Here is a 14544-nt window from a genome sequence, read left to right on the forward strand (position 1 = left end):
ACCTTAACTGGTGTCCAGAATTACTTGACCAGTTCAGCCTGCTCGCGATAGCGGCCTGTCAGGCAACAAAAAACCCGGAAGCTTGCGCTGTCCGGGTTTTTCATGAGGCAGGCCTCTATCAGCGGTTGAACCGCTCCACCAGCGAATACTGCGTATTGGCGGTGCGGGTCAGTTCTTCGCTCAGTAGCGCCGAGCTGTGGGCCTGGCCCGAGGTCTGGTCGGCCAGTTCCGAGATGTTGCTGATGTTGCGGCTGATCTCTTCGGCCACCGAACTCTGCTCTTCGGTAGCGGCAGCGATCTGGGTGGTCATGTCGGTGATGTTGGCCACCGCTTCACTGATGCCCACCAGCGCTGCGTCCGCCTCCATGACCCGAGCCACGCCTTCTTCAGCCTGGCGGTGGCCGGCATCCATGGTCTGCACGGCATTGGTGGCGGTTTGCTGGAGCTTGGCGATCAGGGCGTGGATCTGCCCGGTGGATTCACTGGTACGTTGCGCCAGTTGGCGCACTTCGTCCGCCACCACGGCAAAGCCGCGACCCATCTCTCCGGCGCGGGCCGCTTCGATGGCGGCGTTGAGGGCCAGCAGGTTGGTCTGGTCGGCAATGCCTTTGATCACGTCCACCACGCCACCAATCTCGTCGCTGTCCTTGGCCAGCTGGGTCACGGTCTGCCCGGTCTCGCCCACCACCACCGACAAACGTTCGATGGCTTCACGGGTTTCCCCGGCGATGTCGCGTCCACGACTGGTCAGACGATTGGCTTCCTGGGTGGCGTCGGCGGTGCGTTGCACGTGGCTGGCGACTTCCTGGGTCGTCGCGGCCATCTCGTTGACGGCGGTGGCCACCTGTTCGGTCTCCACTCGTTGGCGTTCCAGCCCACTGGAGCTGTTATGGGCCAGCGAATTCGACTGCCGCGCCTGCTCGTTGAGGTGTTCGGCAGTGTCCTGCAACCGGGTCAGGCAGGTTTTCAGGCGAGCTTCCTGGCTGAGGATCGACATCTCCAGGCGCGCCTGGACGCCTCGACTGTCGGTGTACATCCGGGCGATCAACGGATCGGAGGTGGTTTGCTCGGCCAGACGCAGCAGGCGCTTGATCCCGCGCTGTTGCCATTGCAGGCCCATCAGGCCCAGGGGCACCGAGAGCACGGCAGCCAGGGCAAAGCCCCAGGAGGAATTGAGAAACGCACCAACGACGAAGCTCAACTGGCTGACCAGGATAAACGGCAGCCAGTCCTGCAGGATCGGCAACCATTTGTCGCTGCGCGGGATCGCCGGCTTGCCCTGATTGATGCGTTGATAGAGCGCTTCGGCCCGGCTGATCTGCTCGGCGCTGGGCTTGACCCGCACCGACTCGTAGCCGATCACCTGGTTACCTTCGAACACGGGGGTGACATAGGCGTTGACCCAGTAATGGTCACCGCTCTTGCAGCGATTCTTGACGATACCCATCCATGGCAAGCCTTGTTTGAGCGTGTTCCACATATGGGCGAACACGGCCGACGGCACATCGGGATGGCGTACCAGGTTGTGGGGCGAGCGGATCAGTTCCTCCTTGGAAAACCCGCTGATTTCAACGAACGCGTCGTTGCAATAGGTGATCACACCTTTGGCATCGGTAGTGGAAATCAGACGTTGTTGGGCCGGGAAGGTCCTTTCGCGTTGTGTGACGGGCTGGTTGTTACGCATGGTGTGTAGATCCGCAAGGCTTTGAAAGGTTGTCGGCGTCGTCAGGTTTTTATTGAAGTTATTTTTCCGGTCGGTATCACGCCAGCATCGGGTAGGTAAATAGGGCGAAATGAAGCAGATTGAGGCCAAAGTGGGCGGCAATCGCCGCGCCCAGCCCACCAAAGCGATAAGCCAGGCCATAACCGACCCCCGCCATGCCCGACAGCAACACCCATTGCCATCCCGCCCCGGCATGCACCAGGCCGAACAGCAGTGAGGCCAGGATTAATGCCAGATTGTCGCCATAGTTCAGATGTTTGAAGCGTCGGCTCAGGCCACCCTGAATGTAGCCACGAAACAGCGCTTCCTCCACCAACGTCACCAATAAAAGATTATTGAGTACCCATATCCAGGCCGACTCCGGCCACTTCGGTGCCCAATGGATCATTCCCAGCAGCATCGCCCCGCCCAGCGCCAGCACGGCGCTCAGGGTCAGCCCCAGGGCCGTGGCCTGTAGCGACAGGCGAAACGAGCGCCTGCCGACGATCCAGGGACACGCCAGCAGTAACCAGAAGCCGATCAGTGGCTTGTCCTGGTTCAGGTACATGGCAAACGGCACGGCATCGTCGGTAAAACGTTGCGGCGCGATTGCCCGGCCATTGAAAAAACCCGGCATCCAGTGCAAGGCCAACGCCAGGGCCATCACCACAAACAGGGCGTGGCCGAGAAACTGCCCGACCGGTGTCTGCTGCTGGCGCACCGCATACCCGGCGAACAGCAGCAGCGCGACCGAGATCGCAGCAGTCCAGGCCAGATGGCCGAAGGCCAGGGCCAAGGCATAGCCGATGGAAAGGAAGGCCAGGTATGGCCAGGGCAGGGCAGGCATATCACATCCTTTGAGACTGAAGAACCGTTTGTGGCGATGGTGATGGCAGGACCGGCGGGATTATAGGCAGACCCATACGAAAACACCGCCTATTAACAGGCGGTGTTTTCGTAAGACGCTTCTTTTTATTCTGAAATCAATTGCCGTAGGACGTAGTGCAAAATCCCCCCAGCCTTGAAATATTCCACTTCATTCAAGGTGTCGATCCGGCACAACACTTCAATCCGCTCCTGGCGGCCGTCCTCGCGGGTGATGATCAGTGGCAGGTTCATGCGTGGCGTCAGTTCGACGTCGCTCAGGCCCAGGATGTCCAGGGTTTCCTTGCCGGTGAGGTTCAGGCTCTTGCGATTCTGATCGAGCTTGAACTGCAACGGCAGCACGCCCATGCCCACCAGGTTGGAGCGATGGATGCGCTCGAAGCTCTCGGCGATCACCGCTTTGACCCCCAACAGATTGGTGCCCTTGGCGGCCCAGTCCCGACTCGAGCCGGTGCCATATTCCTGTCCGGCGATCACCACCAGGGGCGTGCCCATGGCCTGATACGACATGGCGGCGTCGTAGATCGGCATTTTCTCGCCACTGGGGATGTAGATCGTATTGCCGCCTTCTTCGCCGCCGAGCATTTCGTTGCGGATCCGGATATTGGCGAAGGTGCCGCGCATCATGACCTGATGGTTGCCGCGTCTTGAACCGTAGGAGTTGAAGTCCCGGGGCTCCACGCCCTGTTCGCGCAGATAACGGCCGGCCGGGCTGTCGGTCTTGATATTGCCGGCCGGAGAGATGTGGTCGGTGGTCACCGAGTCGCCGAGCAAAGCCAGGATTCGTGCGCCTTCGACATTGTTGATGGCCGGTGGCGGCCCACTGATGTTCTCGAAGAACGGCGGGTGCTGGATGTAGGTTGAGTCCGATTGCCAGACGTAAGTCGCGGCTTGCGGCACCTCGATAGCCTGCCATTGCTCATCACCGGCAAACACGGCGGCGTATTCCTTGTGGAACATGCTGGTGTTGACCTGGGCCACCGCGTTAGCGACTTCCTGGCTGCTGGGCCAGATATCGCGCAGGTACACCGGGTTGCCGTCGCGGTCGTTGCCCAGCGGTTCACTGCTGATGTCGATGCGCACCGTGCCGGCCAGGGCATAGGCGACCACCAGGGGCGGCGACGCCAGCCAGTTGGTTTTTACCAACGGGTGCACGCGGCCTTCGAAGTTACGATTACCCGACAGCACCGAGGCCACCGTCAGGTCGGCGCTCTGGATGGCTTTTTCGATCGGCTCGGGCAACGGCCCCGAGTTGCCGATACAGGTCGTGCAACCGTAACCCACCAGATCGAAACCCAGTTTGTCCAGGTACTCGGTCAGCCCGGCGGCCTTGTAGTAATCGGTGACCACCTTCGAACCTGGCGCCAGGGAACTCTTGACCCACGGCTTACGGGTCAGGCCTTTCTCCACGGCTTTTTTCGCCAGCAGCCCGGCGGCCATCATCACGCTGGGGTTGGAGGTGTTGGTGCAAGAGGTAATGGCCGCAATCACCACTGCGCCGTTTTTCAGGCGATGGGTCCGGCCCTCGAACTCGTATTCGCTTTCCCCCACCTGATCGGCGTTGCCTACCGCGACCCCACCGCCACCCTCGCTTTCCAGGCGGCCTTCTTCCTTGCTGGTGGGTTTGACGTTCAGGCCCAGGAAGTCGCTGAAAGCCTGGCCGACATTCGGCAGTGAGACCCGGTCTTGAGGACGCTTGGGCCCGGCGAGACTGGCCTCGACACTCCCCATGTCCAGTTCCAGCGTGTCGGTGAATACCGGTTCCTGGCCGGGCAGCCGCCACAGGCCCTGAGCCTTGCAGTAGGCTTCCACCAGCTTCACGGTTTCGGTCGGACGTCCGGACAGGCGCAGGTAGTCCAGGGTCACGTCGTCCACCGGGAAGAAACCGCAGGTGGCGCCGTATTCCGGGGCCATGTTGGCGATGGTGGCGCGGTCGGCCAGCGGCAGGTCGGCAAGGCCGTCGCCATAGAACTCGACGAATTTGCCCACCACACCTTTCTTGCGCAGCATTTGGGTGACCGTCAGCACCAGGTCGGTGGCGGTGATGCCTTCGCGCAGCTTGCCGATGAGTTTGAAACCGATGACTTCTGGAATCAGCATCGACACCGGCTGGCCGAGCATGGCCGCTTCGGCCTCAATCCCGCCGACGCCCCAGCCCAGTACACCGAGGCCGTTGATCATGGTGGTGTGGGAATCGGTGCCCACCAAGGTGTCCGGGAACGCATAGGTCCGTCCGTCTTCCTCTTTGGTCCACACGGTGCGGCCCAGGTATTCGAGGTTGACCTGGTGGCAGATGCCGGTGCCCGGCGGCACCACGCTAAAATTGTCGAAGGCGCTCTGGCCCCAACGCAGGAAGGCGTAGCGCTCTCCGTTGCGCTGCATTTCGATGTCGACGTTCTGTTCGAACGCCTGGCTGCTGGCGAAATTGTCCACCATCACCGAGTGGTCGATCACCAGGTCCACGGGTGACAGCGGGTTGATCCGCTGCGGATCGCCACCGGCCTTTTCCATGGCGGCGCGCATGGCGGCCAGATCGACCACGGCCGGGACGCCGGTGAAGTCTTGCATCAGTACCCGAGCAGGACGGTATTGAATTTCCCGGTCGGAACGACGCTCCTTCAGCCAGCCGGCGAGGGCCTTGAGATCGGTGCCGGTGACCGTTTTTTCATCTTCCCAGCGCAGCAGGTTCTCCAGCAGCACTTTGAGGGACATGGGCAACCGGTCCAGGTCTCCCAGGCTTCGGGCGGCGTCGGGCAGGCTGAAATAGTGGTAAATCCTGGCGTCGACTTGCAGCGTTTTAAGGGTTTTCAGGCTATCGAGGGACGGCATTGAAATGACTCCTTTGAGTCCGCACGGCTACGGACTGACGGGACGGACAGAGCCTTTAACCTAGCCCTGTTTTGAGCGTATGACTAATCACTGGACTCTACGAGCGGGTTTGGGGTTCCGAACTCCGCTATCATGCGCCGGTTTTCGTGACAGGCTTTGCTACGGAGTTTCAATGAACACGCTTTTCATGCACTGCCGACCAGGTTTCGAAGGCGAGGTCTGTTCCGAGATCGCCGAACACGCCGCACGGCTGAACGTGGCCGGCTACGCCAAGGCCAAGCCGGCCAGCGCCTGCGCCGAATTTGTCTGTACCGAAGACGACGGTGCCGAGCGACTGATGCGCGGCCAGCGTTTCGCCGAGCTGATTTTTCCGCGCCAGTGGGCGCGCGGCAGCTTCATCGATCTGCCGGAAACCGACCGCATCAGTGTCATCCTGGCCCACATGAGCGCCTTCCCGACCTGCGGCAGCTTGTGGCTGGAGGTGGTGGACACCAATGACGGTAAAGAGCTGTCGAACTTCTGCAAGAAATTCGAAGGGCCGCTGCGCAAGGCGCTGACCGGCGCCGGCAAACTGGTGGATGACCCGTACAAGCCACGCCTGCTGTTGACCTTCAAGAGCGGTCGCGAAGTCTTCCTGGGCCTGGCGCAGGCCGATAATTCGGCCATGTGGCCGATGGGCATTCCACGCCTGAAATTTCCTCGGGAGGCGCCGAGCCGGTCCACCCTCAAGCTTGAAGAGGCCTGGCACCACTTTATTCCTCGGGATCAGTGGGACGAGCGCCTGCACAGCGACATGACCGGTGTGGACCTAGGCGCCGCGCCGGGCGGCTGGACCTGGCAACTGGTCAACCGCGGCATGCTGGTGACGGCCATCGACAACGGGCCGATGGCCGAAAGCCTGATGGACACTGGCCTGGTGCAGCATCTGATGGCGGACGGCTTTACGTTCAAGCCCAAGCAGCCGGTGGACTGGATGGTCTGCGACATCGTCGAGAAGCCGGCGCGTAATGCGGCGATGCTGGAAGAGTGGATCGGCGAAGGGCACTGCCGCGAGGCGGTGGTCAACCTCAAGCTGCCGATGAAGCAGCGTTACGCCGAAGTGAAACGCCTGCTCGAACGTATCGCCGACGGCTTCAAGGCCCGGGGCATCAAGGTCGAGATCGGCTGCAAGCAGCTGTACCACGACCGTGAGGAAGTGACGTGCCATCTGCGGCGGCTGGACGCCAAAAAGCCCAAGTCCCGCTAGCGCTTGAAAGGCAATGAAATCCCTGTGGGAGCGAGCCTGCTCGCGATATCGGTGCATCAGTGGACATCGATGTTGGGTGGCCCGACGCTATCGCGAGCAGGCTCGCTCCCACAGGGGGCAGTGTTAAGCCAGAGGTGACCTTGCACCGACATTGCGCGACAATGCCCGCCAGTTTCAGGAGTAGAACATGAGTGAAATGAACGATACGCCGGTCGACGGCACGCTGGATGCCACCGGCCTCAATTGCCCGGAGCCGGTGATGATGCTGCACCAGCACATCCGCGACCTGATGCCCGGCGGGCTGTTGAAGGTGATTGCCACCGACCCCTCGACCCGTCGCGACATTCCCAAGTTCTGTGTGTTCCTCGACCACGAACTGGTGGCCCAGGACGAGGTCGATGGCACCTACCGCTACTGGATCCGCAAGAAGCTCGCTTAGTCCGCCGAACGACTGATGCGGATCTGCTTGCGTGCGCTGCGTGTCAGGCGGATCGACAGCATCAGCGCTGCGCAGCTCAAGCCCACGATCAGGCCCTGCCACAACCCGCTCGGACCGCTGGCGGTGCCGAGCCAGTCGGTCAGGCCCAGGATGTAACCCACGGGCAGGCCAATGCCCCAGTAGGCGAACAGCGTCAGGATCATCGTCACCCGGGTGTCCTGGTAGCCGCGCAACGCGCCCGCCGCCGTGACCTGGATCGCGTCGGAAAACTGAAACAACGCCGCATAGACGATCAACATCGACGCCACTTCGATCACCACCGGATCGCCGGTATAGATCGCCGCGATGGGCCCGCGCAGCCAGAACATCAGGCTCGCCGACAGGCAGGCATACGCCAGCGCCGTACCCATGCCGACTCCGGCGGCGAAGCGCGCTTCGCGCGGCTGGCGCCGGCCCAGGGCCTGGCCGACCCGCACCGTCACAGCCATGCCCAACGAATAGGGAATCATGAACACCAGAGAGCTGAAGTTCAGGGCGATCTGGTGCCCGGCCACCACGGTGGCGCCGAGGCTGCCGATCAGCAGGGCAATCACTGCAAAAATGCTCGATTCGGCAAATACCGCGATGCCAATCGGCAGGCCGATACCCAGCAGGCGCTTGATGACGGTCCATTGTGGCCAGTCGAAGCGGTTGAATAGCCGGCTCGACTGGTAGGCCGGCGCCCAGCGCGCCCAACCGGCCATGCCCAGGGCCATGAACCACATCACCAGGGCCGTGGCCCAGCCGCAACCGACGCCGCCCATGGCGGGCAGGCCCAGATGCCCGTAAATGAAGATGTAATTGAGCGGGATGTTCAGCGCCAGCCCGCACAAACCCAGGACCATCGCCGGTCGCGTTCGGCCCAGGCCGTCGCTGAAGCAGCGAAGCACGTGATACAGCGCCACCGCCGGCAGGCCGGTGGCGATGCCTTGCAGGTACTCCATGCAAGGACCGATCAGTTCGGGGTCCACGTTCATGATGTGCAGGATCGGTTCGGCGCCGAGCAGCGCCAGCGTGGCAATCAACCCCACCACCAGCGCCAGCCACAACGCCTGGCGCACCAGCGGACCAATCTCGTCGAACGTGCCGGCGCCGAAGCGCTGGGCGACTTTCGGCGTGGTGGCCAACAGTGTGCCGGTCATCAACAGGAACACCGGCACCCAGATCGAATTGCCCAGTGCCACCGCCGCCAGGTCCCGTGGTCCGACCCGGCCGGCCATCACCGCGTCGACAAAGCCCATGGCAGTGGTCGCCAGCTGCGCCACCATGATCGGCAATGCCAGGGCCAGCAGCGTCTTGAGCTCCAGGCGAACCCGGGCCGGGCGGGAGAGGGTGGTGGCGTGGTCGATCACAGGATTCACAGGCGAAACGTCCGAAAAAAGATAAGCGCGAGGCGGCGCATTCTACGCCTTGACACAGTGGTCAGGAAAAAACCTGTGTTGTGGATTTGTAATCGTTTAGCTGGCTTGCGAATACCTTGTGGCGAGGGGATTTATCCCCGCTCGACTGCGCAGCAGTCGCAAAGTCGTTGGGGTGCTGCGCACCCAGCGGGGATAAATCCCCTCGCCACAACATCATTTGCTTCGGGTAATGCACAGGCCTAACGGAACGCCTACACTGCCCATCCCGCCAAAGGAGCTCTGCCATGCTGATTGTCGCCGACGAAAATATTCCCCTGCTCGATGCGTTTTTCCAAGGGTTTGGCGAGATCCGCCGGGTCCCGGGCCGGGGGATTGACCGGACAATGGTCGAGCAGGCCGATGTGTTGCTGGTGCGCTCCGTCACCCAGGTCAACCGCACGCTGCTGGAAGGCAGCAAGGTGAAGTTCGTCGGCACCTGCACCATCGGCACCGATCACCTGGATCTGGATTATTTCGCCGAGGCCGGTATTCGTTGGGCCAGCGCACCGGGTTGCAACGCCCGTGGCGTGGTGGACTACGTGCTGGGCAGCCTGATGACCCTGGCTGAAATCGAAGGCGCGGACCTCAAGCAACGCACCTTTGGCGTGGTCGGTGCCGGGCAGGTGGGCGGGCGGTTGGTTGAGGTGCTCAAGGGCCTGGGTTGGACGGTGAAAGTCTGCGATCCACCCCGTCAGGCTGCCGAAGGCGGCGACTACGTGAGTCTGGAACAGATCATCGAGCAGTGCGATGTGATCAGCCTGCACACACCGTTGACTCGCGACGGCGCGCAACCGACCTGGCACCTGTTCGATGAGCAGCGCCTGCGCCGGCTCCAGCCCGGTACCTGGCTGATCAACGCAGCCCGTGGACCGGTGATCGACAACACGGCGCTGCGCGAGGTGTTGCTGGAACGCGAAGACCTGCAAGCGGTGCTGGATGTCTGGGAGCATGAGCCGAGCGTGGATGCGGATCTGGCCGACCTGTGCGTGATCGCCACCCCGCACATTGCCGGCTACAGCCTCGATGGTCGCCAGCGTGGTACGGCGCAGATCTACGAATCCTTGTGCGCATTCCTCGAGCAACCGGTTGCGGTCCGGTTGAGCGATCTGCTGCCCCGGCCATGGCTGGGCGGCATCACGCTGGACGCTGACACTGATCCGGCCTGGGCGCTGGCGATGTTGTGCCGTGGCGTGTATGACCCACGTCGTGACGACGCGGATTTTCGTCGCAGCCTGGTGGGAACGGTCAGCGACCAACGCAGCGCTTTCGATGCCCTGCGCAAGCATTATCCGCCGCGTCGGGAGATCGACAGCCTGAAGGTTCGCATCGAGGGGCAGTCGCCGGCGTTGCAACAGATCGTGAGCGCTCTGGGCGCCACCAGCCTTTAATCGTGGATCGCTTTTGTGGCGAGGGAGCTTGCTCCCGCTGGACTGCGAAGCAGGCCCAAAACCTGGCGTCTGCTGCGCAGCCGAGCGGGAGCAAGCTCCCTCGCCACAAGAGCCAACCCACAAGCGCCAGGTCACAGGAGCCCGCAAAGGCTGCGGGCATAAAAAACCCGACATCATGGTCGGGTTCAATGAAGACGGGCTGTATCACTTTTGTTCGGCAGGCTTGACCAGTCGTTTTTCCAGCTCGCTGCAGGCTTTCTGGATCATGTCTTCGGTGATCGGTACTTCGCGCCCTTGGGCGTCGATGAACGAGCAGCCCAGAGACTGGTCCGGTTGCGTGCGGATCACTTGAATCTTGTCGTCGCTGCTGTGTTGCAAGGACATGGCCTGTCTCCTCATCAGGTTGTGTGCCTATTTTAGTGTCGCCAGGTGACCGAGCCATGACACTCCTTGTAGGTTCATGGCGACAGCTCCACTCAATCAGAAACACGGTCGCGTTTCCAGCCAGACTTTAGACCGATAACATCTAGCCTCTAGTCGCTACGGTCATATTTAACCTGACTCATTCTGATTCAACCAAGTTCCGCTGCGCTTCGGTGTCGCCGGGCGGTCCATTTCCTGCTGCATTATCGGATGCTTCTGATGCTCTCTTCCCAACAACGCCGTGCCATACGCCTGGCCAGTGGCTTCATTGCTCCTTATCGCAAGCAGGTTGCTGGCGCCTTATTGGCCCTTATCGTCACCGCCGCAATCACTTTGTCCATGGGGCAAGGCATCCGGTTGCTGGTGGACCAGGGCTTCATGACGCGCTCCCCGCACCTGCTCAACCAGTCCATTGGCCTGTTCATGGTGCTCGTGGTGGGATTGGCGATCGGCACTTTTTCCCGTTTCTACCTGGTGTCCTGGATTGGCGAACGAGTGGTGGCCGATATCCGCCGGCAGGTCTTCAACCATCTGGTGTACCTGCACCCGGGCTTTTACGAAAACAACCGCAGCTCGGAAATCCAGTCGCGCCTGACCGCCGATACGACCTTGTTGCAGTCAGTAATCGGCTCGTCGTTGTCGCTATTCTTGCGTAACGCCTTGATGGTGGTCGGCGGCATTGTGTTGTTGTTCATCACCAACCCCAAACTCACCAGTATCGTGGTGATCGCGCTGCCGTTGGTCTTGGCGCCGATCCTGATATTCGGGCGGCGGGTGCGCAGCCTGTCACGCCAGAGCCAGGACCGCATTGCCGATGTCGGTAGCTACGTCTCCGAGACCCTCGGCCAGATCAAAACCGTGCAGGCCTACAACCATCAGGTCCAGGATGAACGGCGCTTTGCCGTGACCGTGGAGCAGGCCTTCGACACCGCCCGCAAGCGCATCGCCCAGCGGGCCTGGCTGATCACACTGGTGATCGTGCTGGTGCTGGGGGCGGTGGGGGTGATGCTCTGGGTCGGGGGCATGGATGTGATCGCCGGACGGATTTCCGGGGGTGAGCTGGCGGCGTTTGTGTTCTACAGCCTGATCGTCGGCAGCGCCTTCGGCACCCTGAGCGAAGTCATCGGCGAGTTGCAGCGGGCGGCTGGTGCGGCTGAGCGCATTGCCGAATTGCTGCGCTCGGAAAACATCATCCAGCCGCCGGTTTCTGGCCTGGTGACTCTGCCTGAGCGGGTACGGGGTGATTTGCGTCTCGAAGGCGTGCGCTTCTCTTATCCGTCCCGGCCAGACAGCTATGCGGTCGACGGCCTGGACCTGAGCGTCCAGGCTGGCGAGACCCTGGCCCTGGTCGGGCCGTCCGGTGCCGGGAAATCCACGGTGTATGACTTGCTCCTGCGCTTCTACGACCCGGCGCAAGGGCGGATTCTCATCGATGATGTGCCGCTGACCCAGCTCGATCCACTGGACCTGCGTCGCCATTTCGCCCTGGTTTCGCAGAACCCGGCGCTGTTTTTCGGCACGGTTGAAGAGAACATCCGCTACGGCAATCCCGAGGCGACGTCCGAGCAGGTGCGCGAAGCCGCGCAGATTGCCCATGCCCACGATTTCATCGAAAAAATGCCGGAGGGTTACCAGACCCACCTGGGTGACGGCGGTCTGGGGTTATCCGGCGGTCAACGCCAGCGTCTGGCCATCGCCCGAGCGCTGTTGGTGGACGCACCGATCCTGCTATTGGACGAAGCCACCAGCGCCCTCGACGCGCAAAGCGAACACTTGATCCAGCAAGCGCTGCCCAGCCTGATGAAAAATCGCACCACCCTGGTCATCGCCCACCGCCTGGCCACGGTGAAAAATGCCGACCGGATCGCGGTGATGGACCAGGGCAAAGTAGTCGCCGTGGGCACCCATCAGGAACTGGTGGCCAGTAACGCGCTGTATGCGCGATTGGCAGCGTTGCAGTTCAATCAGCAGGGTGATTCTGTTCCGTGAGCCTGCCGAGCCGAAACCAATGTGGGAGCGAGCCTGCTCGCGATAGGGGCAGATAGGCAACCATGAGGTCGACTGTCACACCGCTATCGCGAGCAGGCTCGCTCCCACAGGGTCTGCAACCGAGCAAAAAAATGCCCGCATCGAAAGATGCGGGCATTTTTTCAGGAACAACTTGCCGCTTGAAGCCTATGGCTTGCTGCTGCCCACTCACTGATCATCAAAATAGCGCTCATGCCAGTCCACCAGCGGTTGCGGCGAGTTGAGTTTCTGGCCGTAGATCACCGAGTACGACAACACGTTCTGTACGTATTGCCGGGTTTCGTCGAAGGGGATGCTTTCGACCCAGACATCGAAGCTCAGGTGGTCGGCACCGCGCAGCCACTGGCGCACCCGACCAGGGCCGGCGTTGTAGGCGGCGGAGGCCAGGACGCGGTTGCCGTTGAACTGGCTGTGAACCTGGCTCAGGTACGCCGCGCCCAGCTGGATGTTCTTGTCCGGGTTCAGCACTTGCTTGGGCGAGGCCAGCGGGATGTTGAACTTGCGTGCGGTTTCCTTGGCGGTGGCCGGCATCAACTGCATCAGGCCGCTGGCGCCAACACCGGAGCGCGCATCTTCCATGAAGGCACTTTCCTGTCGAGTGATGGCGAACACCCAGCTTGAATGCAGGCCGCGAACCTTGGCTTCACGCACCAGAGTGTCGCGGTAGGCCATTGGGAAGCGAATATCCAGGTCATCCCAATACTTGGCCTGGCTGATGGTGCGGATCGCCGGGAAGTACCATTTCAGGTCGTAGGCCAGTTTCGCCTGGGCGACCATCTCGTCCCGGTTGAAGTGGCGAGTGACGTGATACCACTCGCGGCGACCGTCGACGATCTGACCCCGGGCATGAAACTCCAGGGCCCGACGAATACCCGGTGTGTTGCGCACTTTATTGATCAGCGCCTGGCTCATCACCAGCGGCTTGTTGTTGAGCGAATAGGGCGATTGAGAACGATCGGCGGCCAGGAAACCGTAGAAGTCCCGCTCACGGGCCAGATGCTTGTAAAGCGTCAGCGCCTCGGGATTCTGAGGCTGCGCCAGCTCCAGGCTGCGGGCCTGCCAGTAACGCCAGCGACTGGTGCTGGCCAGCGTCTCGGGCAGGCGGCGGGTCAACTCATAGGCGTCGTCCCAGCGGGCCAGGCGCAACAGCAGGCGCAAGCGCCATTCCGAGACGGTATCGTCGCGCAGTTCCGGGTCATATTTTGTCATCACGCCCAAGGCGCGACTGTCGAAACGCTTGGCCAGGGTCAGGCCAATTTCCCGGGCGATGGCGACTTTCTCAGGCTTGGAAAAATGCATGGTGCTGGCGTAGCCGTCCAACAGCGCCATGGCTTTCTCTGGATCCTGACGGGCCAGGCGCCGCAAGCCGAGGCTGACGATATCGGCCATCGGCTCATCGGCCGGACGGAAACGCGATGGCTGATTGAGCAGTTCCGGTTTTTGCGCCACGTCTATCAGCAGTTGGCCGCGAGGGGCGAGGGTGCTCAGGCCGCTGATCAGGCTTTTAGCCAGTGGATAATTGCGGGCCTGGGCGGCCAGTTTGGCGCGCTCCCAGCGCTTCTGTTCAGTCAGTTGACCCTGGGTCGCCCACAGGCCGAACAGCGCATCACACGCGGCCGGTTGGGATTTGCCGGTGAGCCAAAGCTTTTCGGTGTTGGCGTAGCCTTCGGCCTTGAGGCCATGACTGAGCTGATACTGGGCGTTGAGGCAGTCCAGTTCGGTGAAGTTGAGCTTGGGGTCGTAGTACTTGACGAAGGTCGCCCAATCGCCACGGTCGGCCAGCCAGCGCAACCAGCGCAGCTTCATCCAGTTGGCCTGGGGCAGGTCGCCATGTTCGGCGAGAAATTTCTCGATTTCGGCATTACTGGCGCTCTTGAGGCGAGCGGTCAGTTCGTCGTAGGCCAGGTAGGGTTCCAGCGGATAGTCACGCAGGGCCTGGCTGTAGCGAAAATAGGGGCCGGAATCACCTTTGGCCAAGGCACGCTTGGCTTCATCGTAATACTGACGCTGGGTGGAGATATCCACCGCCTGGGCGGTTTGAACGGCAGTGGCACATACAAACAAGCAAGATAAAACACTGAAAAGGCGACTGCGCATGATACGTCCGGGCAGAAAAAAACATGACAAGCCCAAGGTTTGACCCCAGGGTAACTGTCTGTAGCTTA

10 protein-coding genes are annotated in these 14544 nt (G+C 61.6%); 4 read left to right on the plus strand and 6 right to left on the minus strand.

Annotated features, from left to right (window positions below; genetic code table 11):
• Positions 1 to 118: 118 nt before the first annotated feature.
• The 3 genes from GSM73_RS07680 to acnA all read right to left on the minus strand — a co-directional run bounded on the left by GSM73_RS07680 (position 119) and on the right by acnA (position 5416).
• On the minus strand, positions 119 to 1684 hold the full coding sequence (locus tag GSM73_RS07680) for a PAS domain-containing methyl-accepting chemotaxis protein (protein ID WP_076385612.1): 1566 nt from the start codon (positions 1682 to 1684) through the stop codon (positions 119 to 121).
• Between the two features lie 76 nt (positions 1685 to 1760).
• Positions 1761 to 2549 (minus strand): CPBP family intramembrane glutamic endopeptidase, encoded by a 789-nt coding sequence (locus GSM73_RS07685; protein WP_107322911.1) that lies wholly within the window; start codon positions 2547 to 2549, stop codon positions 1761 to 1763.
• Between the two features lie 125 nt (positions 2550 to 2674).
• Positions 2675 to 5416: an aconitate hydratase AcnA gene (gene acnA / locus GSM73_RS07690; RefSeq protein WP_047227195.1), complete on the minus strand. Its 2742-nt coding sequence runs from the start codon at positions 5414 to 5416 to the stop codon at positions 2675 to 2677.
• 172 nt (positions 5417 to 5588) lie between these two features.
• Between acnA and rlmM the strand changes: the two genes are divergently transcribed.
• Entirely contained in the window at positions 5589 to 6662 is a 1074-nt protein-coding gene (gene rlmM, locus GSM73_RS07695) for a 23S rRNA (cytidine(2498)-2'-O)-methyltransferase RlmM (protein ID WP_076385610.1), read from the plus strand.
• Positions 6663 to 6849: 187 nt separating this feature from the next.
• Positions 6850 to 7101: a sulfurtransferase TusA gene (tusA, locus tag GSM73_RS07700; RefSeq protein WP_047227197.1), complete on the plus strand. Its 252-nt coding sequence runs from the start codon at positions 6850 to 6852 to the stop codon at positions 7099 to 7101.
• Here the strand turns inward: tusA and GSM73_RS07705 are convergent.
• Complete coding sequence (locus GSM73_RS07705) at positions 7098 to 8501, minus strand: MATE family efflux transporter (RefSeq protein ID WP_160892046.1); 1404 nt, start codon at positions 8499 to 8501, stop codon at positions 7098 to 7100. The genes tusA and GSM73_RS07705 overlap by 4 nt on opposite strands.
• Before the next feature lie 284 nt (positions 8502 to 8785).
• Here GSM73_RS07705 and pdxB point away from each other — a divergent pair, with 284 nt between their 5' ends.
• A complete protein-coding gene (gene pdxB / locus GSM73_RS07710; RefSeq protein ID WP_076385608.1) occupies positions 8786 to 9928 on the plus strand; it encodes a 4-phosphoerythronate dehydrogenase PdxB in 1143 nt (380 codons plus the stop codon).
• A gap of 204 nt (positions 9929 to 10132) precedes the next feature.
• On the opposite strand, the gene GSM73_RS07715 is transcribed toward pdxB, so the two are convergent.
• On the minus strand, positions 10133 to 10312 hold the full coding sequence (locus tag GSM73_RS07715; protein WP_003199629.1) for a PA1571 family protein: 180 nt from the start codon (positions 10310 to 10312) through the stop codon (positions 10133 to 10135).
• A 249-nt stretch (positions 10313 to 10561) separates the two neighbouring features.
• Here GSM73_RS07715 and GSM73_RS07720 point away from each other — a divergent pair, with 249 nt between their 5' ends.
• Positions 10562 to 12340, plus strand: coding sequence for an ABC transporter transmembrane domain-containing protein (locus tag GSM73_RS07720; RefSeq protein ID WP_160892048.1), 1779 nt, complete (start codon positions 10562 to 10564; stop codon positions 12338 to 12340).
• Between the two features lie 207 nt (positions 12341 to 12547).
• Here the strand turns inward: GSM73_RS07720 and GSM73_RS07725 are convergent, their stop codons facing one another.
• Positions 12548 to 14476, minus strand: coding sequence for a transglycosylase SLT domain-containing protein (locus GSM73_RS07725; RefSeq protein WP_076385604.1), 1929 nt, complete (start codon positions 14474 to 14476; stop codon positions 12548 to 12550).
• Between the last annotated feature and the right edge of the window lie 68 nt (positions 14477 to 14544).

Source organism: Pseudomonas sp. PICF6, from assembly GCF_009831705.1.
GTDB lineage: Bacteria > Pseudomonadota > Gammaproteobacteria > Pseudomonadales > Pseudomonadaceae > Aquipseudomonas > Aquipseudomonas rhizophila.

Coding starts and splice junctions, on each gene's coding strand:
- rlmM (WP_076385610.1), top strand. CDS start 5,589: ATGAACACGCTTTTCATGCACTGCCGACCAGGTTTCGAAGGCGAGGTC.
- GSM73_RS07680 (WP_076385612.1), bottom strand. CDS start 1,684: ATGCGTAACAACCAGCCCGTCACACAACGCGAAAGGACCTTCCCGGCC.
- acnA (WP_047227195.1), bottom strand. CDS start 5,416: ATGCCGTCCCTCGATAGCCTGAAAACCCTTAAAACGCTGCAAGTCGAC.
- GSM73_RS07720 (WP_160892048.1), top strand. CDS start 10,562: ATGCTTCTGATGCTCTCTTCCCAACAACGCCGTGCCATACGCCTGGCC.
- GSM73_RS07715 (WP_003199629.1), bottom strand. CDS start 10,312: ATGTCCTTGCAACACAGCAGCGACGACAAGATTCAAGTGATCCGCACG.
- pdxB (WP_076385608.1), top strand. CDS start 8,786: ATGCTGATTGTCGCCGACGAAAATATTCCCCTGCTCGATGCGTTTTTC.
- tusA (WP_047227197.1), top strand. CDS start 6,850: ATGAGTGAAATGAACGATACGCCGGTCGACGGCACGCTGGATGCCACC.
- GSM73_RS07685 (WP_107322911.1), bottom strand. CDS start 2,549: ATGCCTGCCCTGCCCTGGCCATACCTGGCCTTCCTTTCCATCGGCTAT.
- GSM73_RS07725 (WP_076385604.1), bottom strand. CDS start 14,476: ATGCGCAGTCGCCTTTTCAGTGTTTTATCTTGCTTGTTTGTATGTGCC.